Origin of the sequence: Pseudarthrobacter sp. 902506025 (assembly GCF_040702325.1) — a bacterium.
Classification (GTDB): domain Bacteria; phylum Actinomycetota; class Actinomycetes; order Actinomycetales; family Micrococcaceae; genus Arthrobacter.
This window is the reverse complement of sequence record NZ_JBFBKW010000013.1, coordinates 1-25,190: the sequence shown is the minus strand read 5'-3', so window position 1 is coordinate 25,190 and position 25,190 is coordinate 1. Positions and strand designations below refer to the sequence as shown.

The following is a 25,190-nucleotide window of genomic DNA, read 5'->3' as shown; positions in this document are numbered from 1 at the left end:
GACGCGCCATCACCTTTGGCCGTCTTTCCGGGGGCGCGCCATCACCTTTGGTGGCTTTTCCGGGGACGCGCCATCACCTTCGGCCGCTTTTCCATCAACGCCCGCTCACCTTCTGCCCCTTCCGGCGGAACGGTGGGCGGGCGTTCCGGGGTTAAACGCAGGCCTTACCCAGCTGCCGCGGAAGCGCTCCATGTGATGCTTGACACGTGTTAGGTCGGTCATCTACAGTTCCTAACACGTGTTAGGAAGGAAATGACATGACCGGAGCCATAAACGGGCACCTGCGGGACATCTCCCGCCGTACCGCCCTTGGTGCCCTCGGCGCGGGAATCATCGGAGCAACCGTGGCGTCGTGGCCGCGGCTCTCCGGAACGGACATTCCGGGCCGCGGAGACAACAGCCTCAGCATCGCCATCATGGGCACCGCCGCGGACGCCGCCGCCCGCCAGCGCGCCATCGACGCATTCACCCGCCTCCACCCGGACATCCGGGTCAAGGTCCAGGCCATCCAGGCCGTGGACTGGAAAGACTTCTTCACCAAGATCCTCACCATGGTGGCCGCGGGCACGCCGCCGGACGTGGTGTACGTAGCCACCGAGGGCGCCCAGCTGTTCGCCGAAAAGCTGGCCCACCCGCTGGACGAATACATCCGCCGCGACGCCGCGGACATGCGCGAATTCTTCGATGATGTCCACCCCAGCCTGGTGGAAGCCTTCATGTACAAGGGCAGCCTGTACCAGCTCCCCATGGACTGGAACGCGGCCAACATGTACTACAATACCGCCGCCTTCGCGCAGGCAGGCCTGGACCGGCCGGCTGACGACTGGACCCACATCGATTTCCGCAACAGCCTCGCCGCGATGCGCAAGGCCCGGACCTCTGACTTCACGCCTTACTACTGGACCAACCGGCTCTTCGGCGGCGTGGTGCCGTGGCTCTACGCCAATGACACCAGCTTCCTCAAGGAGACCAGGTCCGCGGGCGGCGACTGGCTCTGGGACGGCTTCTACGCCAACGACCCCTCCCGCAGCCTCCGCTCCGGCGGTTACCAGTGGCTGGAACCGAACGCCAACGACGACCGCGTGTTCGAGTCCTTCGACTACCTCCGGGGCCTGGTTAAGGACGGACTGGGCGTCCGGCCGGAAGAAGGCGGCGGCAGTTCCCTGGTGGGCCTGTTCGCCTCCAACCGCATTGGAACCACTCCCGCCGGCGGCTACTGGGTGCAGGGGCTGCACGAGGCCGGCATGGGCGCCAACGACTTCGACGTCCAGTTCTTCCCGCGCTGGAAGACCCAGCGCCACCAGTTTGGCACCGCCGGCTACGCGATCATGAAGACCGCCAAGGACAAGGACGCCGCCTGGGAATGGATCAAGTTCAGCTCCAGCCGCGAGGCAATGGAACTGATCTTCCCCAACCCGATCACCACGCCGGCGCGCCGCTCCATGGTCAACGAACAGCTGTACGCCGGCAAGGGCCCCGCCCACTGGAAGGTCTTCTACGACACCCTGGACCGGTTCCCCACCACGGGCCCCATCCCGGCACCACCCCAGCAGGCCGCCGTCGAAACGGCCCTGATGAAGAACGTATCCCTTGCCGTCAGCGGGGACGAGCAGCAGCTCAAGCAGGCCCTCGCATCCATGCAGCGCGACCTTGAACTTGCCCTGAGGAGGCAGTCATGAGCACCACCACCCCGCCCCGGGAACGGCCCGAGCGGGCGGCCGGCCGGGCAAGTACGACGACGGCCCGCACCAGCGGCGTCGGCGGCACCAGCGGTGCCTACAACGCCGGAGGCCGCAGCGGAGCCAGGCACAACCAGCGCTGGCTGGCCTGGATCTTCCTGGCACCCACCATCCTGGGCATGGGCCTGTTCACCCTGGTCCCCATCGTGGCCTCGGTTGTCTTGGCCTTCTTCCGCTGGGACATCATCTCGGCCCCCAGCTTTGTGGGCTTCGACAACTTCTCGGAGGTGGTCCAGGACCCCACCGTGCGGGTGTCCTTCCTGAACACCATCGTGTTCGTGGTGGTGGCGGTGGCACTGCAGTTGGGCCTGGCCCTGGCACTGGCGGTTATGGTGCAGGAGAAGATGCCGGCGTGGCTGCGGGTGTTCTTCCGGTCCGCGTTCTTCTTCCCGCTGATCCTGTCCGCCGCCTCGGTGTCCATCTTCATGCGGTACCTCTTCAACGAACAGTTCGGCGTAGTCAACTGGTTCCTGTCCCTGGTGGGCATCCCCGCCGTTCCCTGGCTGACCACCCCGGGCGGATCGGCCGCCGTCGTGATCCTGGTGTACGTCTGGCAGAACTTCGGTTTCTCCTTCCTCCTGTTCATCGGGGGCCTGGCCTCCATTCCCGTCGAGACATACGAGGCTGCCGCGATCGACGGCGCCACCGGCTGGCGCAAGCACCTCCACGTGACGTTGCCGCTGCTGAGCCCCACCACCCTCGTCGCCTCCGTCATGGCCATCATCAGCGCCCTGCAGGTCTTCGACCAGCCCTACGTCCTGACCCGCGGCGGTCCCGGCGACTCCACCCGCACCGCCGTCATGGTGATTTTCGAATCGGCGTTCCAGCGGCTCGAATTCGGCCAGGCGTCCGCGATCGGCGTGCTGCTCACGCTGATCATCATGGCCATCACGGCCGCACAGTTCCGGCTCAGCAAACGATTCGTCTTCTACCAGTAAGGCCAGCCATGACAACCACAACTGACCACGGCCTGGCCGGACATTCACCCCGGCTCTCCCAAGGCCTTCCCGTCACCACGCCCAACCGGAAGAAGTTCAACTGGAGCTTCGCCGTCCGGACCCTCCTGCTGCTGCTCGCGGCCGCCCTCACGCTCGGTCCGGTGCTCTGGACGCTGTCCACGTCGCTGCGGTCGCCGTCGGAATCGTTCAAGCTGCCGCCGTCGTTCATACCCTGGAACCCGGACTTCACCTCGTACGGGGAGGTATTCAAGCAGCTGAATATCTTCCTGCTGGTCCTCAACAGCGCCCTGGTCACCGGAATAATCGCGGTGGGCCAGATGGTCTCCGCCGCCTTGGCCGGCTACGCGTTCGCGCACCTGAAATTCCGCGGACGCGCGGCGCTGTTCTCGATCGTGCTGGCCACGATGATGGTACCCGTGCAGGTGACGATCGTCCCCGTCTTCATGCTGATCCGCGGCATGGGCCTGTCCGACACCCTGCTCGCCCTGATCCTCCCCGCCATCCCGACGGCATTCGGCACGTTCCTGATGCGCCAGTACTTCATGGGGCTGCCGGCCGAACTCGCCGAAGCCGCCTCGATCGACGGCGCCAGCCCGTGGCGGACATTCCGTTCCGTGTACGCGCCGCTGGCGATGCCCGGCATGGCGATCGTGGGAATCCTCGCGTTCAACTTCCACTGGAACGAGTTCTTCCGCCCGCTCATCCTCACCATTTCCGAACAGAACTTCACGCTTCCCTTGGGTCTCGTGTCGCTTCAGGGAAACCTGGGCACCGGCAGCATCTCGGTGGTCCTGGCGGGCGTAGTCCTGTCCATGATCCCCGCGCTGGTGGTCTTCATCTTCGGCCAACGCGCCCTGCAGGACGGCCTCACGGCCGGAACCGGCAAGTAAACCTCCTTCCCTCCAGCCCGAAAGGCCGTTCCATGACCTCCCCGGACCTCGCCGCCGTCCACCCCGGCACCGTCACCTTCGACGACGTTGCCGCCGCCCACCCCGACCCCGCCTTCCCCCGCTTCCACCCGCGCCCCGGTCAGGGCTGGATCAACGACCCCAACGGCATCAGCTTCGTCAATGGCCGGTACCACGTCTTCTTCCAGTACAACCCGGACTCGGCCCGGCACCACCGGATCGCCTGGGGACATGTGAGCTCGGCGGACCTGGTCCGCTGGGAGGAGCACCCCGTGGCGCTTCGCCCGCAGGACGGCGGCCCCGACGAGTACGGCTGCTGGACCGGGGTGGTCACGGACGACGACGGTGTTCCCACCGCTGCGTACTCCGGCGTCCGCGGCGACGGGGGCCACTCACAGGTGGTCATCGCCCGCGGCTCGGAGGACCTTATCCACTGGGAGCAGGCAGGCCACGTGGCCGCCACCATGCCCGCCGACGGACAGGTCACCGCCGTGCGGGACCCGTTCATTTTCCGCTTCAACGGCAAGCGGTACGCCATGCAGGGCGCCGGACTGGCCAACGGGCACGCCGCCCTGCTGCTCTACACCGTGGACGACCTGGCCGACTGGAAGTACCAGGGCATCTGGCTGACCTCGGAGAACCCGGTTGCCGCTACGTTCACCCCGGCCGAGATCTGGGAATGCCCGCAGCTGGTGCAGGTGCCCGACAACGATGCCCCTGGCGGGGGCACATGGCTGATGATGTTCTCCCTCTGGCTCGCCGGCGACTCACACGAACACGCCAACGGGGTGGGCCACCTGATCGGATCGCTGGCCGAAGACCCCGCCACCGGGCTGCCCGTCTTCACGCCGCGGACCGGCGGAAAGTCCGATCTGGGCCGCGACTTCTACGCTCCGCAGGTGGTGTCCCTGGAAAACCGGGCCCTGCTGTGGGGATGGGCCAACGAAGGCCCGGGGCGGGACGGGCGCCGCGGCCGCAGCCAGGAAGAGATCGACGCCGCCGGGTGGGCCGGAGTCCTGACCTTCCCGCGCGAGCTGTCGATTGTGGACGGCGCCCTGGCGGTGCGCCCGGCCCCGGAAATTGATGCCTATCGCGGAGAGCTGCTCGCCGGCCAGGCATCCGGGACGGTGCGGTTGCCTGCCTTCGCCGAGGCTGTGGTCACCGCAGGAATGGGCGGTGCTGTGGAGCTGCTCCTGGTGGGGAACGGAAGCCGGCAGGTGGTCTTCAGCGGCAGCGTCGACGCGGGGGAGGAGCTGCGAATGTTCGTGGATGCCTCCCTGGTTGAGGTGTACCGTTCCGGGTCGGTGGCAACCACGCTGCGTGCTTACCCGGCTGTGGGGAAGGAGTGGCAACTGAGCCTTCCCGCAGGGGCAACGGCGGACGTCTGGAGCCTGGCCAGGCCCGCGTAGCCCCCTCCAAACCGGCCCGGCGGGTCCCGGCCGCGGCGTGGTCAGCGTCCGGCCGGGACCGGGCCGGTGGATTCCCTGACCACCAACCGGCAGGGAACCATCGTTTCCCCCGCGGTGCCGGAGACGGCGGCGGCAGCCGGGCCGTCGTCGTCGGACGTTCCCTCCGGTGCCGACCCCACCTCGGCGAGCAGCGACGCCATGGCGGCGGCTCCCATCTCCCGGAGCGGCAGGGCCATGGTGCTCAGCGCCGGGACCATGGCCTTCGCGATGCGGAACTCGTCGTCGTACCCCATGACGGACACGTCCTGCGGGACGCTCAGGCCCAGCCGGTAGCAGGCCAGCACCACACCGATAGCCAGGCGGTCGTTGGCGCACAGGATGGCGGTGGGCCGGGCGGCCGGTTTCACGCCTTCGAGGAGTTTCATGGCGCCGTGGAAGCCGGCGTCGATGTCCCAGCCCACCTGGATGACGCGGTCCTCGTTGACAGGCATCCCCGCGCCGCTGAAGGCCGCCCGGTAGCCCTCGATCCGGCGGGGCGCCGCGGGCGTCAGGGAGTCGCCGGCGAGGAACGCGATGTCCCGGTGGCCCAGCGACATTACGTGCTCCGCGGCTTCCTGGCCGCCGCGCACTTCGTCAGGAATCACGGCCGGAAGCCCTGCCTCCGGCCGGTCATCGAAGCAGTTGGCAAGGATCGACGGGACGCGGGCCATGTTTGCGGGCACATGCAGCGGCCGCAGGCCCACGGTCACGTACATCAGGCCGTCCACCTGGCGGTCCAGCAGGGTTTCCACGGCGCTCTCGTCGCGGGACTCGTCCAGCTCGGTGTCCATCACCACGGTCACGAATCCGTGTTCCCGGGCCACCGCATCCGCGCCGGCAATGATGTTGCCGTCAAAGGGGCTGGTGACCACCTGGTCGGACACGATGCCGATGACCCGCGACTGCTGGTTGCGCAGGCTCAGGGCGATCTTGTTGGGGGAGTAGTTGAGCGCTGCCGCCGCTTCCCGGATCCGCTGCTGGCTTTCCAGGGCTACGTTTCCGTCGCCGCGTCCGTTCAGCACGAGCGACACGGCACTGCGCGAAACGCCCGCCAGCTTGGCGACGTCGAGGGCGGTGGCCTTGCGCTTCATGGTGGTCCTTCGGATGCTGGGATCTCTTGCTTGGGTGAAGTTTACCTAACTCGTGTGAGCTTCCGCTCTCCCGACGCCCCATCACCTCTAGCTCCCTTTTCGGCGACGCCCCATCACCTTTAGCCCCCTTTTCGGGAACGCCCCATCACCTTTCGGGCCTATCAAGGCAGGAGGTGATGGGGCGTGTGGTGGATTGGGGCTGGAGGTGATGGGGCGTGTGGTGGATTGGGGCTGGAGGTGATGGGGCGTGTGGTGGATTGGGGCTGGAGGTGATGGGGCGTTGGAGGGTGGCAAACTGGGTTGGTGACTTCGTTGAACGAACCAACCCCGGACACCCCCGGGCTGAGCAGCCCTGACGCCCCCGACGCTGAGCTGAGTGCGCTCGCTGCGGCGAGGATCGCCGTCGACGTCCTGCTCGACGGCGGCGTGCGGCACGTGGTGGTATCGCCGGGTTCGCGGTCGGCCCCCATGGCATACGCCCTCGCCGAAGCCTCCGCCGCGGGCCGGGTGGACCTGCTGGTCCGCATCGATGAGCGTTCCGCAGGATTCACCGCGCTTGGCCTGGCCCTGTCCAGTGGCTCGCCCGCAGCCGTCCTGACCACGTCCGGAACCGCCGTCGGAAACCTCATGCCCGCGGTGATGGAAGCCAACCATGCCGCCGTCCCGCTGATCGTCCTGTCAGCAGACCGGCCCGATGAGCTGCGCGGAACGGGGGCCAACCAGACCACGGTGCAGCCGGACCTCTTTGGCGAGCACGTCCGGTTCGCCGCCGATGTTCCCGCCGGCAGCAACCCCGAGCGGGCCGTCCAGACCGGACTCTCCGCAGCCACCGGCGCCTTCCCGGACCTTGCGCCGGGCCCGGTCCAGCTCAACCTCGCGTTCCGCGACCCGCTGGTTCCGGCCCCCGGGGACCGGCTGCCCGACGCCGTGGAGCGGCAGCGCTACCGGGTGGGATCCGAGCCCCTGGTCATGAACCTGCCGGCGGCGCCGGACACCCTGCCCGAGCGGCGCACAGTGGTGCTCGCCGGGCACGACGCCGGTCCGGTTGCCGAAGCATTTGCCCGCGCCCACAACCTGCCGCTGCTCGCTGAGCCATCCTCCAACTCCCGCTTCGGTCCCAATGCCGTGGGCCCGTACCGGCTGCTGCTGGAGCACTTCCGGGCCGGTTCCGCGCAACCGATCGAACGCGTGGTGCTGTTCGGCCGGCCCACGCTGTCCCGTCCGGTGGCCGCGCTGCTGGCCAGTGCCGACGTCGAATCGGCCCTGTACCAGCCGGTTCCGGTCGCCTGGTACGAGCCCGGGCGCCGCACCGAGCTGCCGCTGGAAAACCTGGCGGACCTGGCCGAATTCGCCGGCCGCGGCAGTTCCACCTGGCTGGACACATGGTTGCTGGCCGGATCGGCCGCGCAGCACGCGCTGGACCGGGTGGTGTCCGCGGAGGCCGCCACCAACGGACCGTCCGTGGCGGCGCTGGTCTGGAAGCACTCACGCGGCCAGCTGCTGCTCGGTTCCTCCAACGGCATCCGCGACGTTGACCTCGCCGGCCTTCCCGCCGCGGATCCAGCCGCCATCGTGTACGCCAACCGGGGCCTGGCCGGCATCGACGGCACCATCTCCACCGCCACCGGTATCGCCCTCGGCGGCCGCCAGCAGACCACCGTCCTGCTGGGCGACGTGACCTTCCTGCATGACGCCGGCGGCCTCCTCCTCGGCGCTGGCGAAGAACAGCCGGACCTGCGGATCGTGGTCCTGAATGATTCCGGCGGCGCCATCTTCAGCCTGCTCGAGCACGGGGGAGTGGAGGAAGGCGGCCGCTACGGAGACGCCGTCGAACGCCTCTTCGGCACCCCGCACTCCGTGGACATCGCGGCACTCGCCGCAGCGTACGGCGTCGGGCATTCCCTGGTCAGTACGACGGCGGGACTCGCCGAGGCGCTGGGCCGGCCTGTGCAGGGGCGCAGCATCGTTGAGGTCCGCACGGACCGGCGGGCGCTGCGGGAGCTCCACGCCCGGATCAAGGAAGCAGTTTCTGCCGCCGTGGAGGCAGTGCTCTCCGGGCAGTAGCTGCCGACGCGCACATTACCCCACGACGCGGAAATGCCCTGCCTCTGCCGGAATACCGGCGGCGACAGGGCATTTGCGTGTCGAAAGTGAGGAACCGTGTCAGAGCACGCGGCCCAGGAACTCCTTGGTGCGCGCATGCTGCGGGTTGGCGATGATCTCGCGGGGATCGCCCGACTCCACCACCACACCGCCGTCCATGAAGGTCAGCGTGTCACCCACCTCGCGGGCGAAGCCGATCTCGTGGGTCACCACGATCATGGTCATGCCGGACTTGGCCAGGTCCTTCATCACGTTCAGGACATCGCCCACCAGCTCCGGGTCCAGGGCGGACGTGGGCTCGTCGAACAGCATGAGTTCCGGGTCCATGGCCAGGGCCCGGGCGATGGCTACGCGCTGCTGCTGGCCACCGGAGAGCTGGGAGGGGTAGTGGCCGGAACGGTCCGCCAGCCCTACGCGGTCCAGCAGTTCCAGCGCACGCTTCTGGGCGGCAGCCTTGGACTGGCCCTTCACGTGCACCGGCGCTTCCATGACGTTCTGCAGCGCGGTCTTGTGGGGGAACAGGTTAAACCGCTGGAACACCATGCCGATTTCGCGGCGCTGGGCGGCGATTTCCTTGGTCTTGAGGTCGTGGAGCTTGCCGTTGACCTCGCGGTAGCCGATCAGCTGGCCACCCACGGAGATCCGGCCGGCGCTGATGCTCTCCAGAAGGTTCACGCAGCGCAGCATGGTGGACTTGCCGGAACCCGACGGCCCGATCACCACCGACACTTCGCCCTGGTTCACGGTCATGTCGATGCCCCGGAGTACATGGTGGTGCCCGTAGTACTTGTGGAGGCCCTCGATCTTGACCAGCGGCTTCTCTGCTGTGACGGTCATCGTGCACTCTCCTCGGGGAAGTCCGTTTCTATTGACCGTCCGCCGTCCTGGCTCAGGGCCACGCGGGCCGACTTGGCCACTGGCTTGCCCGCCGGCGCGAGATTGTCGACGCCCTTGCCGTAGTACGCCTCAATGTAGTGCTGTCCCACCATCAGGATGCTGGTGATCACCAGGTACCAAATGGCGGCCACGATCAGCAACGGAACCGGGAGGTAGGTCCGGTTGGCCAGGGCGTTGGTGGCGAAGGTGAGGTCCAAGGTGAACGGCACGGCCAGGACCAGCGAGGTGGTCTTCAGCATGCCGATGGTTTCGTTGCCCGTGGGCGGAACAATGACGCGCATGGCCTGCGGCAGGATGATCCGCCACATGATCTTCGCCTTGCCCATGCCCAATGCCTCGGCCGCCTCCATCTGCCCGCGGTCAACGGATTTCAGGCCCGCGCGGAAAATTTCCGCGAGGTAGGCCGATTCGTTCAGGCCGAGGCCGAGGATGGCTGCCACGGTGGCGTTGATGACTGCCGCGGTGTCCAGGCTGAAGAGCTCGGGTCCGAACGGCACGCCCGCGCTGATCTTGGGGTACAGAACCGAAATCAGGCCCCACAGCACCAGCTGGGTGTAGACGGGTGTTCCACGGAAGAACCACACCCACACCCAGCTGGACCAGCGGAACACAGGGTTGTCAGACTGGCGCATGAACGCCAGCAGGATGGCCAGGACGATGGCCAGGACCATGGAGGTGACCGTCAGCAGAAGCGTCCAGCCCACGCCCTGGACCACCTTGACGTCCAGGATGTAGGTGCCCACCACATCCCAGCGGAAGTTGGGGTTGGTAAACAGGCTCTGCAGGAACAGAACGACCAGCGCCAGGATGATGAACGCGCTGATCCATCGGCCCGGGTGCCGCACCGGCACGGCTTTGTTCAGTACCGGTGCGTCGTCCTTATGCTGGCCGTCCATGTGCACACCTGACTTGTCGTCGGTAACGCGAAAACTCAAGACTTGACCGCCGGGTTGACCTCGGACTTGGTGATGGCGCCTTCAGAGTTGCCCCAGCCGTCCAGGATCTTCTTGTAGGAGCCGTCTTCCATCAGCTTGGTGACGGTCTTCTGGATGACCTCTGCCCAGGCGGTGTCAGCCTTCGCCACGGCGATGCCCTGCGGAGCGGAGTCGTAGACGTCGCCCAGCTTCTCCAGCTGGCCGTTGGTCTGGGTCAGGGCGTAGCCGATGATGGGGGAGTCGGCAGCCATGGCGTCGATGCTGCCGTTCACCAGGCGGGTGGTGACATCCGTCTGGTTCTTCAGGGTGACGATGTCGATGGGCTTCTTGCCGTCAGCAACACATTTCTTGTTGCGGTCGGCCAGGTCCGGATCTTCCTGGACGGTGCCGGTCTGCACACCGATGGACTTGCCGCACACGTCGTCCAGGGAGAACTTGTTGGGGTTGCCCTTCTTCACGGCCCAGGCGGTGCCTGCGTTGAAGTAGCTGACCATGTTCACTGCGCCCAAACGCTCCGGGTTGATGGTGAACGAGGAGATGCCCAGATCGTACTTGGGGCCGAGGGCCGGAAGGATGCCGGTGAACTCTGCGGTCTGGACCTGGACCTTGAGTCCCAGGGTGGCGCCGATGGCCTTGGCGATGTCCACGTCGTAGCCGACGGGTGTCTGGCCGTCCGTACCGAGGAATTCGGCGGGGGCGTAGCTGGTGTCGGAGCCGACCGTGATGGTGCCCTTCGACTTGATGGCGTCCGGAACCATGGCGGCCAGGGCGTCGTCCTTCTTGACGGTGGTGGGATCAAAGCTGGCGCTGGCGCTGCCCGACGGGGTGGCCGCGCTCGAGGGACCCGTTTCCGAGGCGTTGGTGCATGCTGAGAGGGCCAGGGCGCTGATGGCGATCATAGTGGCGGCGGTCAGCTTGGAAGTGCCCAGGAGGGTACGGGGAGTCTGCATTTCTTACCTTTTGTTGCAGGGGCTATGAGGTACTAACGCGGCTTATAGTGTAACGCTCAACAAGAGAGGTACGTCACACGCAACTAAGTTTCACTATTGGATAACTGTAACGGTGACAAAATCAAGCCTTCCAGAGCAGCAGTCGTCTGTCATCCCAGACTCCTTACCCAGGAGGGCGCAAAAAGAACGTCAGCTCTTGATGCCCAGGGACTCCAGCATCGGCCGGAATTTGGCCCAGGTCTCGGCCAGTTCGGCCTCCGGCTGCGAGCCGTCAACAATGCCGCAGCCGGCATACAGCCGCACGGTTTCGGGGGACTCGATGACCGCGCCGCGCAGGGCGATGCCCCACTCTCCGTTGCCGGCCGCGTCCAGCCAGCCCACTGGCCCGGCGTACGGCCCGCGGTCCAGGTGCTCCAGCTTGCGGATCAGTTCACCGGCCACCAGTGTGGGCGTCCCGCAGACCGCGGCGGTGGGGTGCAGCGCATTGATCAGGGCAAGGCAGGTGGGCACGTGGCCTTCCACCTCGGTGAGCTCGGCCTTGACGTCGGAGGCCAGGTGCCAGACGTTGGGCAGCTCCAGGATGAAGGGTTCATCATGGGCATTCATCGCCTCGGAGAACGGCGCCAGCTGCTTGGTCAGCGACTGGATGGCGATCTCATGCTCATGCCGTTGCTTCTCCGAGCCGGCCAGGACGCGTGTGGCGTAGTCCATCGGCGGGCCGTCCTCGCCGTGCGCATCGCGGCGGTCCAGGGTGCCGGCCAGCACGCGGGCCTGGGCGGTCCGACCCTCCACCTGGATCAGCATTTCGGGCGTGGCCCCTACCAGGCCGTCCACGCCATAGGTCCAGCATTCCCGGTACCTGGCGGCGAGCTCGCGGAGCACGTCTGCGGCATGTACGCCGGAAGGAATAGTTGCCACGACGTCCCGGGCCAGCACCAGCTTTTCCAGTGCGCCTGTGCGGATTTCGGCAACACCGGCGGCCACGGCCTCCATCCAGGCTTCCTCGCTGAGCGAGCCGGTGTGCAGCGTTGCGCCGGCTGCCAGTGGGAGGGGGCGGACGACGGCGCCGCGCGCCTGGCCGGGCACGTTACCAACCGACGCGTCCCCGGCTGGGTCCGCTGCCGGCGTCGTGCCTTCAATGGCGGAGGCAGCGTCGGAACCGCCGCCCAGCCAGCGGTCCAGCGCGGCGAGGGCCGTCTCTTCGGTGAGCGGGCCGCCGTCGAAGGTCAGCTGGGTGAGCCATGCCTGGTTGTCCCGCACGCCCACCACGATCTCCGGCACGATCAGCCGTGACTCGTGGGCTGACGTCTTGGAGAAGGCAAAGGAGCCAAAAGCCACGGGACCGGTGCCGGGCAACTCCACGGAATCCGCCACATCGGCCTCCAGGACCAGGTGCCGCCACCAGATGTCCGCCTCAAGGAACCGGTCAGGCCCCGTGGCGGTGAAGCGTGCGATCTCGCCGAAACCGGCCAGCCCGGCTTCGCGGCGGGTCCAGCAGAGGACATCGTCCCGGACCAGAAACGAAGGCAGTCCCCCGGGGAATGCTTTGCCATCCAGGGGGACCGTCAGGGTGCGGAACGTGCTCGTCATGATGGATCAACAGTACCCCCGACAGTAATTCACAGTACTTCGCAGTAACTTTCCGCTCCTTGCCACGTCGAATCCGTACTGGTCAGCACCGTCAGGAACATTTGAGACAATGTCATGGTGAACCGAGCATCCTTGGATAAGCGTCCGGACGAAGTAGCCACGATGTTTGACGACGTCGCACCTAAATACGACGTCGTCAACGATGTCCTCTCCATGGGGCAGACCCGCCGCTGGCGGAAGATCGTGGTGGATGCCATGGAAGTCTCCAAGGGCCAGCGGGTCCTGGACCTCGCGGCCGGAACCGGTACCTCCAGCGAACCGTATGCCGACGCCGGCATAGACGTGGTGGCCTGCGATTTCTCCCTGGGCATGCTCAAGGTGGGCAAGCGCCGCCGCCCTGACATCGACTTCATTGCCGGTGACGCCACCAACCTGCCGTTCGCCGACAACACGTTTGACGCCACCACCATCTCCTTCGGCCTCCGCAACGTCAACGAGCCCAAGAAGGCGCTGGCCGAGATGCTGCGCGTGACCAAGCCCGGCGGTCGCCTGGTCATCGCCGAGTTCTCACAGCCGGTGGTTCCGCTGTGGCGCACCATGTACACCGAATACCTGATGCGCGCCCTGCCGGCCATCGCCGTCAAGGTCGCGTCCAACCCGGACGCATACGTCTACCTCGCCGAATCCATCCGCGCCTGGCCGGACCAGGACCACTTGGCCGCATGGCTGCAGGAGAGCGGCTGGGAGAAGGTCACCTACCGCAACCTCACCGGCGGCATCGTGGCCGTGCACCGCGCGTTCAAGCCTGCCGATTCCTCGCCCGACGGCGCTGCTGCCGCCATCGCTGCGCACAAGGGCCCGGTGGCCAAGCTGCGCCGCAACACCGTTCGCTGACCTGTGAAGGTACTGATTGTCGGCGCCGGTCCGGCCGGATCCACCGCCGCGTACTACCTTGCCAAGGCCGGCCTCGAGGTCACAGTCCTGGAAAAGACGCAGTTCCCGCGCGAGAAGGTCTGCGGTGACGGGCTGACACCACGTGCCGTCCGCGAGATCCAGAAGCTCGGCCTGCCGCACCCGGAGAACGATGGCTGGCGCCGGAACAAGGGCCTCCGCCTGATCGCCGGCGGCCGCACCATCGAGCTGCCCTGGCCCGAGGTGTCCGACTTTCCGCAGTACGGGCTGATCCGCACGCGCCTGGGCTTCGACGAGGAACTGGCGCGGCACGCGGAGGCCGCGGGGGCCACCATCCTCGAGCGGCACAGCGTCACCGAGGCCCTGCGGGAAGACGCCGGCCGGGTCACGGGCGTCCGCGCAGCGCTCCTGGACGAGTCCGGACGCAAGACGGGGGAGACGCGCGAGTTCAGTGCCGACGTCGTCCTCGCTGCCGACGGCAACTCCACCCGCACCGCCGTGTCCCTCGGGATCCAGAAGCGGGACGACCGCCCGCTGGGCGTCGCCGTCCGCACCTACTTCACCTCCCCGCGCACCGACGACGACTGGATGGAAGGCTGGCTGGAACTCCCCGGCCGCGACGGCAAGCTGCTGCCCGGCTACGGCTGGGTGTTCGGCGTGGGCGACGGGACCTCCAACGTGGGCCTGGGCATCCTGAACTCCTCCAAGGAATTCGGCAAGCTCGATTACAAGCAGGTCCTCCGCGAATGGACCGCCGGGATGCCCGCCGACTGGGGCTTCACGCCGGAGAACCAGGTGGGCGAAATCCGCGGCGCCGCCCTCCCCATGGGCTTCAACCGCACCCCGCACTACTCGCCCGGCCTGCTCCTGCTGGGCGACGCCGGCGGCATGGTCTCGCCCTTCAACGGCGAGGGCATCTCCTACGCCATGGAGTCCGCGCGCTTCGCCGCCGAGTTCATCATCGACGCCTCCTCACGCACGGCTGCTTCAGGCGGAACGTACGACGCCGATGGGCACCTTGCGCGGTACGCGGACCATGTGCGGAACCAGTGGGGCTCGCACTTCACGCTTGGGCGGGCCTTCGCCGCGCTGATCGGGAAGCCTGCCGTCATGAAGCTTGCACTGCGCACGGGCATGCCCATCCCGGTGCTGATGCGGTTCGCGGTCCGGCTCCTTGCCAACCTCACAGATCCCGCCGCGAAGGGCTTCGAGGACCGGGTGATCCGCGTCCTGGAATCACTGGTTCCGGCCACATCCAATACCCCGTCAGCTCCGAACCAGCGGTATCCGCAACAAAAAGTTAGGGTTAACCCGTGACCAACTCCGCAGACCATAGCTGGACGCACGCCGGGCACGGCCTGCCGGACTCCGAACCCAGCCTCAACACCACCGCCATCGCCACGGGACTTCAGCTCCCTGCAGGCTTTGCGGCCATCGCGGGGGACGCCGAGCTGGGCCCGGCCATCACCAACAACCTGGCCAAGGTGGAGAAGAAGCTCCGCGAAGCCATCGCCAACTCGGATCCCCTCGCTGACGCGACGTCGCGCCACCTGGTGGAAGCCGGCGGCAAGCGGATCCGTCCGCTGCTGACCCTGCTCTGTGCCCACCTCGGTGACGCGTCCCTGCCCGCCGTGGTGCAGGCCGCCGTCGTGGTGGAACTGACGCACCTGGCAACCCTGTACCACGACGACGTCATGGACTCGGCTCCCTTCCGCCGCGGCGCCCCCACGGCGCACGAAGTGTGGGGCAACTCCGTCGCCGTCCTGACCGGGGATCTGATTTTTGCCCGGGCCTCCATCCTGGTGTCCGAGCTCGGAGGCCGCGCACTCGGCATCCAGGCGCGCACCTTCGAACGGCTGTGCCTGGGCCAGCTGCACGAGACCGTCGGTCCGCGGCCGGACGAGGATCCGGTGGCGCACTACCTGTCCGTCATCGCCGACAAGACCGGTTCGCTGGTGGCCGCCTCCGGCCAGTTCGGTGCCATCTTCTCCGGCGCCGACGAGGCCTACGAGGACGTCCTGGTGGAGTACGGCGAGAAGGTGGGCGTGGCCTTCCAGCTCGCCGATGACGTTATCGATGTCACCGGGGTGAAGGTCAAGTCCGGCAAGTCCCCGGGAACTGACCTGCGCGAAGGGGTACCCACCCTGCCGGTGCTGCTCCTGCGCAAGGCTGCCGTTGATGGCGACCAGTCCGCCGTCGACCTCCTGAAGCTGATTGACGGCGACCTGTCCTCCGACGAGGCGCTGGCTGCCGCCGTGGCCGGACTGCGCGAGCACCCTGTCACCGCCGAGTCCTGGGTGGTGGCGCGGCAGTGGGCCAAGGAAGCCATTGACGCCCTGGCTCCACTGCCCGAGGGCGTTGTCAAGGAGTCGCTGTCCAACTTCGCGCTGGCTGTGGTGGACCGCGCCAGCTGATTACTGTCCCTTAGGAGCCCGGTACCTCTGGTTGATTCAGCCGCAGAGGTGCCGCGCTTCTTCGTGGTGCCGAATCGGCTGTGGCAGCCGGGGTTAACGGGATAGCCCCGGTCCTCAACAACCGAAGCTGCTGTGAACCGGGGCTATCTCTCCGTTCGCATCAGACCCGCCGGAGGCGTTTAGCGGATCCGTGAATAGCTTATGACAGGTTTGTCATAAGACGCAAGTCCTCTGTAACTGTTTGTGTCAAAGAGTTTTCCGTGAGCTCCGCCGGCTGTGGATGCGTCCTCGCTCAATTGCGTGATTTATAGCTGGCCACGAAGCTCCGCACCCCTTCAGCACGGGGGACAGACCGCCTGCGCAGCCCAGAAATCACGCAATTGCGTCAGCGACTCTGGTGGATTTATCCACATGGACAGAATCCTCTGCTTCGTCGCGGGCTGCGCACGGACACGATGAGGGATGGACATCTGCGACTACCTGGCCAGGCGCGGGGGAGCAGCCCGCTCTCTTGAACTGCAAAGGGCCGGCTTTACGCGGACCCGGGTGGGACAGGCTGTGGCGCTGGGCGTTGTGGTCAGAACCGGGCGCGGTGTCTATGCGCTGCCCGGCGACGGACGGGTGGCAGGGGCTCTGGCAGCGGGCGGGCGGCTCACGTGTGTGTCCGCCGCCCCCTTCTACCGGCTGTGGACTCTCAACGGCCCAACAGGCCTGCACTTAAGCCGGAGCCACCCCACCCATACGTCCGGAGTCGTCGACCACGGCCGGCCCAAGCATCCGCGGCATCCCTGGCTGCCCGTGCTGGGGCTCGCCGATGTGCTTCTTCATGCCGTGCACTGCCTGCCGGAGCTGGAGGCGCTGGTGATGGTGCAGTCGGCTGTGGGCGCCGGTGACATCTCGCGCGATTTCCTCTACGCGCGCTGCCAGGGACGCCGCAACGGGCGCGCCAGGGCGGTGCTGGACCTGGTGATTCCCCGCGCGGACTCCGTGCTGGAGGTACTCGCAAATGTCCATTTCGCGCGGGCCGTACTACGGGTTCGGCGGCATGTCTACATTGCCGGAGTTGGAGAGGTGGATTTCCTGGTCGAGGAGTGCCTGGTGGTGGAGACGGATGGCTCAACGCATTTCGAGCCGAAGTCCATCAAGCGGGACCAGCGGCGCAACAACCGGAGCATAGTTGGGGGCTACCTGGTGTTGCGCTACTACTATGAGGACGTTATCCACCGGCCCGAGGCCATGGTCGCGGAGGTTCAGGCGGTGCTGCGGGTGTGGCGGAGGCCAGCGAACACCAGGCTTGGCGGCCCGTTTGCGTGATTTATGGGCTGTTAACCGGCGAGTGCCCCTGCAAACGCAGGGGCACATCTCAAGGTCCAGTCCATAAGTGACGCATTTACGTCAACGGCGGACGGGGAGCCCTTACTCTTCCTCTTCGTCCTCGAACGCCCACTCGAACATGTCGAAGACGAACTCGGAGAAGGTGCCTTCCTCGGACTTCCACTGCCCGCGGGCATTGTTGCGGCGGTACACGATGGGGTCCGGGACGCTGAGGTCGCCCACCCGGAAGCCCCAGGTGAACGCTTCCTCTTCGTCTTCGAGGAACATGAGGAAGCCTTCGTCGTCGACCTCGAGCTCTTCGGGGTCCCAGAAGTAGTGGTAGGCCTCCATGAGGTCCTCGCAGCCGCCCAGTGCAAGGTAGAACTCGCGCAGGACCAGGGGGATCTCGAATTGGTGCTCCGCGAGGGCCTTGTCCAGTTCCTCGGGCGTCAGGCCATCCGCTTCCTGCCATTCGTCCTCGAGATACTTTGGAACAAGCGCGCGGAACTTCTCGAGGAACATGTCAGTCATGCTCATATCCTAGCTAATCGCGACGCTCCCAAAATGACATGGAAGCGAACGTCACAACCCTGAATCGCTTGCCCTGCGCTGCCAGCCGCGGACGGCAAGCGGCGCCTGCCAGGAGCGGCGCCAGGCAAGGACGCGGAACGTGAAAACCAGGGCGGCAATGCCGGCTGCGGTCAGCACGTTGAACACGCCAAGAACCCACAGCACCGCCGTCAGCGAGGACCCCACGAAGGCCGGCAGTGCGTAGATGTCCTTGGGGTTGAACAGTTCGGGCACCTCGTTGGCCGTGATGTCCCGGAGCAGGCCGCCGCCCACCGCCGTCGTCACCCCCAGCAGCACGGAAGCCACCGGGTTCAGGCCGGTGGCCAGCGCCTTGAGCGTGCCGGTCATGCAGAAGAGGGCCAGGCCGGCGGCGTCGAACAGGACCAGCAGCGACGTGTAGCGCTGGACGCTGGAGAACAGGAAGAACACCAGCACCGTGGCCAGCAGCGGCGGCGCCAGATACGCCGGGTTGGTGAACGCCGCCGGAACGATGACAAGGATGACATCGCGGATCACACCGCCGCCCAGGCCCACCAGGGAGGCCAGAAGCAGGGATCCCACAATGTCGATCTGCTTCCGCGCCGCCAGCAGCGAGCCCGATACCGCGAAGAAGAACACGCCCAGCAGGTCCAGCCAGACCGGGGAGTTGTCAAAGGCGAATGTCATGGGGCGTCCCGGTATTTCAAAGAGGGCGGACAGGGCGGCTCCAACGTTACGCTAGCCCCTATGAACAGCCCCATCATGATCGCCTGTGCCCATGGGACGTCCAACACACAGGGGGCCGCGGAGGTCAACGCCCTGCGCGCTGCCATCGCGGAACTGCGGCCGGGCCTTGATGTCCGGGAAGCCTATGTGGACGTCCAGCAGCCGGATCTGGTGGATGTGGTGGCCGGCCTGCCGGACGGGGAGGCTGCCGTGGTGGTGCCGCTTCTGCTGAGCGTTGGCTACCACGTGAAGGTTGACATCGCCCGGGCCGTGAAGAGCCGGCCGGGCAGTGCCGCCGCAGCGCCGCTTGGACCGGACCCGCGCCTCGCGGCCCTGCTGGACCAGCGGCTGCGGGAGGCCGGCACTACCGACAATGACGTCATTGTCCTGGCGGCGGCGGGTTCATCCAACCCAAACGCCGCAGTGAGCGTCGAGGAGCTGCTGGGCCAGCTGCGGGCATTGCGGTCCAACCGGATGGTGGCCGCCTACGGTGCCTCCGCCCAGCCGTCGGTGCCCGACGCCGTCGCCATGCTCCGCGAAGAGCTCGCCGGGGGTGCCGGGGCGGGGGAGTCCGCCGGAGCGGTCGACGTCGGAGGCCGGGTGGTGATTGCCTCGTATCTCCTGGCGCCGGGCTTCTTCCACGACCAGCTGGCGAAGGCGGGTGCCGACGTCGTGACCCAGCCCCTGCTGCCATCCCCGACACTCGCGGAGATCGCGCTCGACAGGTACGACGCCGCCGTCGCCGCCATGAACGAAACGCCTGCGGAAGCACCCGTGGCGGCCCCCGCCGAAGCCCCGGACAAGGCTCCTGCCGATGCACAGCAGGGTGGGTTCTTCAAGGCCCTCCAGCGTTTCGTGACGAAATATTTCCCTAGGTGACTTAGCGTTTCCGGGCCTTTGTGACGGTATTCGGCGCCGCCCTACAGTCGATGCATGACTGATACAGCTCTAGCCGGAGCGTCGGCGGACTCCGCTGCCCCCAAGCGCCCCGCCCGCCCGTCCCGCCCCGCTGCGAAGCCGCATGGCCAGTGGAAAGTGGACGGCAAGACGCCGCTGAATGCCAACGAAACCTGGAAGCAGGAAGACGACGGCCTAAACGTCCGCGAGCGTATCGAGACCATCTACGCCAAGGAAGGCTTCGACGCCATCCCCGGCCAGGACCTGCACGGCCGTTTCCGCTGGTGGGGCCTGTACACCCAGCGCAAGCAGGGGATCGACGGCGGCAAGACCGCCACCCTGGAACCGCACGAGCTCGAAGACAAGTACTTCATGCTGCGCGTGCGTATTGACGGCGGAGCCCTCACCACCGAGCAGCTGCGCGTCATCGGCCAGATCTCCGTGGACTTTGCACGGGACTCAGCCGACCTGACCGACCGCCAGAACATCCAGCTGCACTGGATCCGGGTCGAAGACATCCCGGAGATCTGGAACCGCCTGGAGTCCGTGGGCCTGTCCACCACTGAAGCCTGCGGCGACGTGCCCCGCGTCATCCTGGGTTCGCCCGTGGCCGGCATCGCCAAGGACGAGATCATCGACCCCACCCCGCTCATCGCCGAGCTGGGGGAGCGGTTCATCGGCAACCCGTTGCTGTCCAACCTGCCGCGCAAGTACAAGACCGCGATCACCGGCCACCCCAGCCAGGACGTGGTACATGAGATCAACGACTGCGCGTTCGTGGGCATTGAACACCCCGAGCTCGGCGCCGGCTACGACCTCTGGGTGGGCGGCGCGCTGTCCACCAACCCGATGCTCGGCAAGCGCCTCGGTGCGTTTGTGAAGCCGGACCAGGCCGCGGACGTGTGGCTGGGCGTGACCAGCATCTTCCGTGACTACGGTTACCGCCGCATGCGCACCAAGGCCCGCCTGAAGTTCCTGCTGGCCGACTGGGGTCCGGAGAAGTTCCGCCAGATCCTCGAGGACGAATACCTGGGCTACAAGCTGGCCGACGGCCCCGCCGCGCCCAAGCCCGCCACCCCCGGCGACCACGTGGGCGTGCACGAGCAGAAGGACGGCAAGTTCTTCATCGGTGCCACCCCGATCGCAGGCCGCCTTTCCGGTTCCGGCCTGGTCAAGCTGGCGGACACGCTGGAGGCCCGCGGCTCCTACCGGCTGCGCACCACCCCGCACCAGAAGATCGTGGTGCTGGACGTCGAGAAGGACCAGGTGGAGCCGCTCATCGCCGAACTGGACGGCCTGGGCCTGTCCGCCCGCCCGTCCGTCTTCCGACGCGGCACCATTGCCTGCACCGGCATCGAATACTGCAAGCTGGCCATTGTCGAGACCAAGTACACGGCCGCCACCGCCGTCGCCGAACTTGAGCGCCGCCTGGCGGACCTCGCCGGCTCGGGCCAGCTGCCGCAGGCATTGTCGCTGCACATCAACGGCTGCCCCAACTCCTGCGCCCGCATCCAGACCGCGGACATCGGCCTCAAGGGCATGATGCTGCCAACGCCCGACGGCGACCCCTCCCCGGGTTTCCAGGTCCACCTGGGCGGCGGGCTGGCCAACAATGACCGCGAGGAAGCCGGGCTGGGACGCACCGTCCGCGGCCTGAAGGTTTACGTCAACGACCTGCCCGACTACGTGGAGCGCGTGGTCCGCCGGTTCGTGGCCGACCGCGCCGAAGGCCAGACCTTCGCCGAATGGGCCCACGCAGCAGATGAGGAGGCACTCCAGTAATGGCAAAGCATCTCGCACCCGCACCGGCCAAGCGGCCCCAGGAAGAGCTGAAGGCCCTGGCCGAGGCCGGCGCCGCCGAGCTCGGCTGGGACGCCCCCGCCCGCGATGTGATCGCCTGGGTGGAGCGTAACTTCGACCTGCCCGCCGTCGCGGTGGCCTGCTCCATGGCCGACGCCGTCCTGCCCGCCCTGGTCGCTGACCAGATGCCCGGCGTCGACGTCCTGTTCCTGGAGACCGGCTACCACTTCCCGGAAACCTACGCCACCCGTGACGAGGTGGCCGCGAACCTCCGCGTCAACGTGGTGGACGTCCTCCCGGAGACCACTGTGGAGCAGCAGGACCGGCTGCTGGGCAAGGACCTCTTCGCCCGTGACGCCGCCCAGTGCTGCGCCCTCCGCAAGGTGGCCCCGCTGCAGCGGACCCTCGCCGGCTACGAACTGTGGTTCACCGGGGTCCGCCGCGACGAAGCCCCCACCCGCACCAACACGCCGCTGGTCACCTGGGATGAGAAGAACGGCCTGGTCAAGGTCAACCCCATGGCAGCGTGGACGTTCGACCAGTTGGTCCAGTACTCGGACGACAACCTTTTGCCCGTTAACCCGCTGCTTTCCCAGGGGTACCCCTCCATTGGCTGCCAGCCCTGCACCCGCAAGGTGGCGCCCGGCGAAGACCCCCGCGCCGGCCGCTGGGCAGGATCCGACAAGACAGAATGCGGACTACACGTATGAGCACTTCACTTACCGAGGAGACCCAGGTGACCGACGCCGCCGTATCCACGCGCCTGTCCAGCCTGGACACCCTCGAATCCGAAGCGATCCACATCATCCGCGAGGTTGTTGCCGAATTCGAGAAGCCCGCGCTGCTGTTCTCCGGCGGCAAGGACTCCGTGGTGATGCTGCACTTGGCAACCAAGGCCTTCTGGCCGGGTAAGGTCCCCTTCCCCGTGCTGCACGTGGACACCGGCCACAACTTCCCCGAGGTCATCGACTTCCGTGACCGGACCGTGGAGCGGTTGGGCCTGAAGCTGGTGGTGGGCTCCGTGCAGGAGTTCATCGACCGCGGCGAACTCGCCGAGCGCGCCGACGGCACCCGCAACCCACTGCAGACCGTCCCGCTGCTGGACGCCATCCAGCAGAACAAGTTCGACGCCGTGTTCGGCGGCGGCCGCCGCGATGAAGACAAGGCCCGCGCCAAGGAGCGCATCCTGAGCCTCCGCGACGAGTTCGGCCAGTGGGACCCGCGCAACCAGCGCCCCGAGCTGTGGAACCTGTACAACGGCCGCCACACCGTGGGCCAGCATGTCCGTGCGTTCCCCATCAGCAACTGGACCGAGCTGGACATCTGGCGGTACATCGAGCGCGAGAACATCGAGCTGCCCGGCCTGTACTACGCCCACCAGCGCGAAGTCTTCGCCCGTGACGGCATGTGGCGCGCAGTGGGCGAAGTGTCCCAGCCTCGCCCCGATGAGGAAGTCATCACCAAGACCGTCCGCTACCGCACCGTGGGGGACATGTCCTGCACCGGTGCCGTGGAGTCCAACGCCTTCACCGTGGCAGACGTCGTGGTCGAAGTTGCCGCCTCCACCCTGACCGAACGTGGCGCCACCCGCGCAGATGACCGCATCTCCGAGGCCGCCATGGAAGACCGCAAGAAGGACGGGTACTTCTAATGACCACCGAAGCAGTTCTCCCGGCGGACCTGGAAACAGCCCTGCCCACCACCCTCTTCCGCTTTGCCACGGCAGGATCGGTCGACGACGGCAAGTCCACGTTGGTGGGCCGCCTCCTCCACGATTCGAAGGCCATCCTGGCTGACCAGCTCGACGCCGTGGCCCGCACCTCCGCGGACCGCGGGTTCGGCGGGGACAAGGGCGGCATCGACCTGGCCCTGCTGACCGACGGTCTCCGCGCCGAGCGCGAACAGGGCATCACCATCGACGTGGCCTACCGCTACTTCGCCACCGACCAGCGCAGCTTCATCCTGGCCGACTGCCCCGGGCACGTGCAGTACACCAAGAACACGGTGACGGGCGCGTCCACTGCGGATGCCGTCGTCGTCCTCATTGACGCACGCAAGGGTGTGCTGGAGCAGACCCGCCGCCACCTGTCCGTGCTGCAGCTGCTGCGCGTTGCGCACGTGATTGTGGCCGTGAACAAGATCGACCTGGTGGACTTCAGCGAGTCCGTGTTCCGCGACATCGAAGCCGACGTGCAGCAGGTGGGCCGCGAACTGGGCCTGGGCTCGGACGGAATCAGCGACCTGCTGGTCATCCCGGTGTCCGCGCTCGACGGCGACAATGTGGTGGACCGCTCGGAGCGCACCCCCTGGTACACCGGCCCCGCGCTGCTGGAGGTCCTCGAGACCCTCCCCGCCGCCGATGAGCTCGAGAGCCACCTGGAGAGCTTCCGCTTCCCCGTGCAGCTGGTCATCCGGCCGCAGGGCGCCCTGGCTCCCGACGCCGTCGCCGCCGGCCTGGACGTGGAAGCGTACCGCGACTACCGCGCGTACGCCGGCCAGATCACCGAAGGTTCGGTGAAGGTGGGGGACCAGGTGTCCGTGCTGACGCCGGGCCAGTCGCCGCGGACCACCGCCGTGGTGGGTATCGACTTCGCCGGCTCCTCCCTGCAGGAAGCCGCCGCCCCGCAGTCCGTGGCCATCCGCCTGGCGGACGAGTTCGACGTCGCCCGCGGTGACACGATCGCCGCCGCCGGAACGGTCCGCGAAGCCTCCGCCGACCTCTACGCCGCCCTGTGCTGGCTGTCCCCGAAGCCGCTCCGCGAGGGCCAGAAGGTCCTGGTCAAGCACGGCACCCGCACCGTCCAGGCGATGGTCCGCAGCGTCTCCGGCAAGCTGGACCTGGCTACCTTCAAGCTTGAGGGTGCCTCCAGCCTGGAGCTCAACGACATCGGGCACGCGCAGCTCCGCCTGGCCGCCCCGCTGCCGCTGGAGAACTACCTGCACCACCGCCGCACGGGCGCGTTCCTGGTGATCGACCCGCTCGATGGCAACACCCTCGCCGCGGGGCTGGTCAAGGACCACCCGGGCGACCACGAGGACGAGCGTTACAGCATCTAGTTCCGCCCAGATCGCTGAAACCCTGCGGGGCCGCCGTAATTTTACGGCGGCCCCGCAGTCTTTCCGGCGATTTCGAGGGCCTGCGGTAATCCGCACAATAACCCGCAGAGGTTCCCCCCGAACCTTTCGTGGCCGCGGGTGGCATGGGAAGCTCAGGGATCGCTTCGCCGGTGCCGCGATTCCAGGTTCCGGCCTGTTCGTTGAGGGGGACACGATGCCTGCCATCCACCGGTGGAACACCAAAGCCGCCATCCGCTTCGCACGCGACGCCCGCGAGTGGGGAATTCGCCCGCGCCGAGCGCTGATCATCGCTTTGCTGCCGTTGGGCATCGCCCTCGCAACCGCGGCCACCGTCCTGCACCCGCCACTGTTCATCTGGCTCCTTGATGAGGACTCCCTGGTCGAGTGGCTCCAGTTCTTCTCACTGGTGGCTGCAGGCATCTTCCTGCCCCTCCTGGCCTTCCGCCTCTCCAGAACCGGGCACAAGATCATGGCATTGCTTTACGGCGTGGTCGCCGCCGGCGTCTGGTTCCTGGCCGGGGAGGAGATCTCCTGGGGACAACGCATCTTCGGCTGGCAGACACCGGAAGAAATGGAAGCGATCAACCGCCAAGGCGAGACCACCGTGCACAACATCGGCGGGGTGCAGGAACTGGTACCCGCAGCCATGCTGCTGGCAAGCCTTTACGGCGCGTGTGCTCCCTTGGTGTGGAACGCCGTCCGCGGCCGCTGGAAGCACCTGGAATCTGCACACCTGCTGGTTCCGCCGCTGTGCGTGGTGCCGGCCTTCGGGCTGGCGGCGGCCTACGGGACTGCCCCGGGTTTTGTTGACTCCTTGACCTAGCGAGCTTGTGCTCGTGGAAGGATGTTGACCATGCCCACGGCTTATGGGGCGGAGTTC

22 protein-coding genes are annotated in these 25,190 nt (G+C 67.0%); 15 read left to right on the top strand and 7 right to left on the bottom strand.

Annotated features, from left to right (window positions below):
• The first annotated feature begins 257 nt into the window (after window positions 1–257).
• From AB0280_RS19140 to AB0280_RS19125, 4 genes are read left to right on the top strand one after another with little or no spacing between them, the layout of a single operon-like run.
• On the top strand, window positions 258–1,679 hold the full coding sequence (locus tag AB0280_RS19140; RefSeq protein ID WP_366368358.1) for an extracellular solute-binding protein: 1,422 nt from the start codon (window positions 258–260) through the stop codon (window positions 1,677–1,679).
• On the top strand, window positions 1,676–2,677 hold the full coding sequence (locus AB0280_RS19135) for a carbohydrate ABC transporter permease (RefSeq protein WP_366368357.1): 1,002 nt from the start codon (window positions 1,676–1,678) through the stop codon (window positions 2,675–2,677). The genes AB0280_RS19140 and AB0280_RS19135 overlap by 4 nt, the downstream gene beginning before the upstream one ends.
• 8 nt (window positions 2,678–2,685) lie before the next feature.
• Complete coding sequence (locus AB0280_RS19130; protein WP_366368356.1) at window positions 2,686–3,588, top strand: carbohydrate ABC transporter permease; 903 nt, start codon at window positions 2,686–2,688, stop codon at window positions 3,586–3,588.
• Window positions 3,589–3,620: 32 nt separating this feature from the next.
• The gene (locus AB0280_RS19125) at window positions 3,621–5,015 is read left to right on the top strand and encodes a glycoside hydrolase family 32 protein (protein WP_366368355.1); all 1,395 of its coding nucleotides are present in this window, start codon (window positions 3,621–3,623) and stop codon (window positions 5,013–5,015) included.
• 41 nt (window positions 5,016–5,056) lie between these two features.
• Here the strand turns inward: AB0280_RS19125 and AB0280_RS19120 are convergent, their stop codons facing one another.
• Window positions 5,057–6,145, bottom strand: coding sequence for a LacI family DNA-binding transcriptional regulator (locus AB0280_RS19120; RefSeq protein ID WP_366368353.1), 1,089 nt, complete (start codon window positions 6,143–6,145; stop codon window positions 5,057–5,059).
• A 303-nt stretch (window positions 6,146–6,448) separates the two neighbouring features.
• Between AB0280_RS19120 and menD the strand changes: the two genes are divergently transcribed.
• A complete protein-coding gene (gene menD / locus AB0280_RS19115; protein WP_425328628.1) occupies window positions 6,449–8,209 on the top strand; it encodes a 2-succinyl-5-enolpyruvyl-6-hydroxy-3-cyclohexene-1-carboxylic-acid synthase in 1,761 nt (586 codons plus the stop codon).
• A 99-nt stretch (window positions 8,210–8,308) separates the two neighbouring features.
• Here the strand turns inward: menD and AB0280_RS19110 are convergent, their stop codons facing one another.
• From AB0280_RS19110 to AB0280_RS19095, 4 genes are all read right to left on the bottom strand, one after another.
• Window positions 8,309–9,085: an amino acid ABC transporter ATP-binding protein gene (locus tag AB0280_RS19110; RefSeq protein WP_141182203.1), complete on the bottom strand. Its 777-nt coding sequence runs from the start codon at window positions 9,083–9,085 to the stop codon at window positions 8,309–8,311.
• Window positions 9,082–10,041, bottom strand: a complete 960-nt coding sequence (locus AB0280_RS19105; protein ID WP_366368351.1) for an amino acid ABC transporter permease — start codon at window positions 10,039–10,041, stop codon at window positions 9,082–9,084. Before AB0280_RS19105 ends, AB0280_RS19110 begins: the two co-directional genes overlap by 4 nt.
• Window positions 10,042–10,076: 35 nt before the next feature.
• Window positions 10,077–11,030: an ABC transporter substrate-binding protein gene (locus AB0280_RS19100; RefSeq protein WP_366368349.1), complete on the bottom strand. Its 954-nt coding sequence runs from the start codon at window positions 11,028–11,030 to the stop codon at window positions 10,077–10,079.
• Window positions 11,031–11,219: 189 nt separating this feature from the next.
• Window positions 11,220–12,620: an isochorismate synthase gene (locus tag AB0280_RS19095; RefSeq protein ID WP_366368348.1), complete on the bottom strand. Its 1,401-nt coding sequence runs from the start codon at window positions 12,618–12,620 to the stop codon at window positions 11,220–11,222.
• A gap of 117 nt (window positions 12,621–12,737) precedes the next feature.
• On the opposite strand from AB0280_RS19095, the gene AB0280_RS19090 reads away from it, so the two are divergent.
• From AB0280_RS19090 to AB0280_RS19075, 4 genes are all read left to right on the top strand, one after another.
• On the top strand, window positions 12,738–13,514 hold the full coding sequence (locus tag AB0280_RS19090; protein ID WP_275179967.1) for a demethylmenaquinone methyltransferase: 777 nt from the start codon (window positions 12,738–12,740) through the stop codon (window positions 13,512–13,514).
• Between the two features lie 3 nt (window positions 13,515–13,517).
• On the top strand, window positions 13,518–14,849 hold the full coding sequence (locus AB0280_RS19085) for a geranylgeranyl reductase family protein (protein ID WP_366368346.1): 1,332 nt from the start codon (window positions 13,518–13,520) through the stop codon (window positions 14,847–14,849).
• Entirely contained in the window at window positions 14,846–15,946 is a 1,101-nt protein-coding gene (locus AB0280_RS19080) for a polyprenyl synthetase family protein (RefSeq protein ID WP_159631146.1), read from the top strand. Before AB0280_RS19085 ends, AB0280_RS19080 begins: the two co-directional genes overlap by 4 nt.
• A gap of 462 nt (window positions 15,947–16,408) precedes the next feature.
• The gene (locus tag AB0280_RS19075; RefSeq protein ID WP_366368344.1) at window positions 16,409–17,260 is read left to right on the top strand and encodes a DUF559 domain-containing protein; all 852 of its coding nucleotides are present in this window, start codon (window positions 16,409–16,411) and stop codon (window positions 17,258–17,260) included.
• A 102-nt stretch (window positions 17,261–17,362) separates the two neighbouring features.
• Here the strand turns inward: AB0280_RS19075 and AB0280_RS19070 are convergent, their stop codons facing one another.
• Together AB0280_RS19070 and AB0280_RS19065 are read right to left on the bottom strand one after the other, a co-directional pair.
• Window positions 17,363–17,791: a hypothetical protein gene (locus tag AB0280_RS19070; RefSeq protein WP_159631150.1), complete on the bottom strand. Its 429-nt coding sequence runs from the start codon at window positions 17,789–17,791 to the stop codon at window positions 17,363–17,365.
• A 51-nt stretch (window positions 17,792–17,842) separates the two neighbouring features.
• Window positions 17,843–18,496, bottom strand: a complete 654-nt coding sequence (locus AB0280_RS19065; RefSeq protein ID WP_224026756.1) for a trimeric intracellular cation channel family protein — start codon at window positions 18,494–18,496, stop codon at window positions 17,843–17,845.
• Between the two features lie 60 nt (window positions 18,497–18,556).
• Here AB0280_RS19065 and AB0280_RS19060 point away from each other — a divergent pair, with 60 nt between their 5' ends.
• The 6 genes from AB0280_RS19060 to AB0280_RS19035 all read left to right on the top strand — a co-directional run bounded on the left by AB0280_RS19060 (window position 18,557) and on the right by AB0280_RS19035 (window position 25,133).
• Window positions 18,557–19,414, top strand: coding sequence for a sirohydrochlorin chelatase (locus tag AB0280_RS19060; RefSeq protein ID WP_275179712.1), 858 nt, complete (start codon window positions 18,557–18,559; stop codon window positions 19,412–19,414).
• Between the two features lie 54 nt (window positions 19,415–19,468).
• Window positions 19,469–21,214, top strand: coding sequence for a nitrite/sulfite reductase (locus tag AB0280_RS19055; protein ID WP_307492504.1), 1,746 nt, complete (start codon window positions 19,469–19,471; stop codon window positions 21,212–21,214).
• Window positions 21,214–21,942: a phosphoadenylyl-sulfate reductase gene (locus AB0280_RS19050; RefSeq protein ID WP_224026753.1), complete on the top strand. Its 729-nt coding sequence runs from the start codon at window positions 21,214–21,216 to the stop codon at window positions 21,940–21,942. Before AB0280_RS19055 ends, AB0280_RS19050 begins: the two co-directional genes overlap by 1 nt.
• Window positions 21,939–22,883, top strand: coding sequence for a sulfate adenylyltransferase subunit CysD (gene cysD / locus AB0280_RS19045; RefSeq protein ID WP_366368342.1), 945 nt, complete (start codon window positions 21,939–21,941; stop codon window positions 22,881–22,883). Before AB0280_RS19050 ends, cysD begins: the two co-directional genes overlap by 4 nt.
• The gene (locus tag AB0280_RS19040) at window positions 22,883–24,289 is read left to right on the top strand and encodes a sulfate adenylyltransferase subunit 1 (protein WP_159631160.1); all 1,407 of its coding nucleotides are present in this window, start codon (window positions 22,883–22,885) and stop codon (window positions 24,287–24,289) included. The genes cysD and AB0280_RS19040 overlap by 1 nt, the downstream gene beginning before the upstream one ends.
• A gap of 214 nt (window positions 24,290–24,503) precedes the next feature.
• Window positions 24,504–25,133: a hypothetical protein gene (locus AB0280_RS19035; RefSeq protein WP_366368339.1), complete on the top strand. Its 630-nt coding sequence runs from the start codon at window positions 24,504–24,506 to the stop codon at window positions 25,131–25,133.
• The last annotated feature ends 57 nt before the right edge of the window (window positions 25,134–25,190 follow it).

What these genes read in the sequence shown, in the direction of transcription:
- AB0280_RS19140 (WP_366368358.1), top strand. Translation starts at nt 258, where the DNA reads ATGACCGGAGCCATAAACGGGCACCTGCGGGACATCTCCCGCCGTACC.
- AB0280_RS19135 (WP_366368357.1), top strand. Translation starts at nt 1,676, where the DNA reads ATGAGCACCACCACCCCGCCCCGGGAACGGCCCGAGCGGGCGGCCGGC.
- AB0280_RS19130 (WP_366368356.1), top strand. Translation starts at nt 2,686, where the DNA reads ATGACAACCACAACTGACCACGGCCTGGCCGGACATTCACCCCGGCTC.
- AB0280_RS19125 (WP_366368355.1), top strand. Translation starts at nt 3,621, where the DNA reads ATGACCTCCCCGGACCTCGCCGCCGTCCACCCCGGCACCGTCACCTTC.
- AB0280_RS19120 (WP_366368353.1), bottom strand. Translation starts at nt 6,145, where the DNA reads ATGAAGCGCAAGGCCACCGCCCTCGACGTCGCCAAGCTGGCGGGCGTT.
- AB0280_RS19110 (WP_141182203.1), bottom strand. Translation starts at nt 9,085, where the DNA reads ATGACCGTCACAGCAGAGAAGCCGCTGGTCAAGATCGAGGGCCTCCAC.
- AB0280_RS19105 (WP_366368351.1), bottom strand. Translation starts at nt 10,041, where the DNA reads ATGGACGGCCAGCATAAGGACGACGCACCGGTACTGAACAAAGCCGTG.
- AB0280_RS19100 (WP_366368349.1), bottom strand. Translation starts at nt 11,030, where the DNA reads ATGCAGACTCCCCGTACCCTCCTGGGCACTTCCAAGCTGACCGCCGCC.
- AB0280_RS19095 (WP_366368348.1), bottom strand. Translation starts at nt 12,620, where the DNA reads ATGACGAGCACGTTCCGCACCCTGACGGTCCCCCTGGATGGCAAAGCA.
- AB0280_RS19075 (WP_366368344.1), top strand. Translation starts at nt 16,409, where the DNA reads ATGGACATCTGCGACTACCTGGCCAGGCGCGGGGGAGCAGCCCGCTCT.
- AB0280_RS19070 (WP_159631150.1), bottom strand. Translation starts at nt 17,791, where the DNA reads ATGACTGACATGTTCCTCGAGAAGTTCCGCGCGCTTGTTCCAAAGTAT.
- AB0280_RS19065 (WP_224026756.1), bottom strand. Translation starts at nt 18,496, where the DNA reads ATGACATTCGCCTTTGACAACTCCCCGGTCTGGCTGGACCTGCTGGGC.
- AB0280_RS19060 (WP_275179712.1), top strand. Translation starts at nt 18,557, where the DNA reads ATGAACAGCCCCATCATGATCGCCTGTGCCCATGGGACGTCCAACACA.
- AB0280_RS19055 (WP_307492504.1), top strand. Translation starts at nt 19,469, where the DNA reads ATGACTGATACAGCTCTAGCCGGAGCGTCGGCGGACTCCGCTGCCCCC.
- AB0280_RS19050 (WP_224026753.1), top strand. Translation starts at nt 21,214, where the DNA reads ATGGCAAAGCATCTCGCACCCGCACCGGCCAAGCGGCCCCAGGAAGAG.
- cysD (WP_366368342.1), top strand. Translation starts at nt 21,939, where the DNA reads ATGAGCACTTCACTTACCGAGGAGACCCAGGTGACCGACGCCGCCGTA.
- AB0280_RS19040 (WP_159631160.1), top strand. Translation starts at nt 22,883, where the DNA reads ATGACCACCGAAGCAGTTCTCCCGGCGGACCTGGAAACAGCCCTGCCC.
- AB0280_RS19035 (WP_366368339.1), top strand. Translation starts at nt 24,504, where the DNA reads ATGCCTGCCATCCACCGGTGGAACACCAAAGCCGCCATCCGCTTCGCA.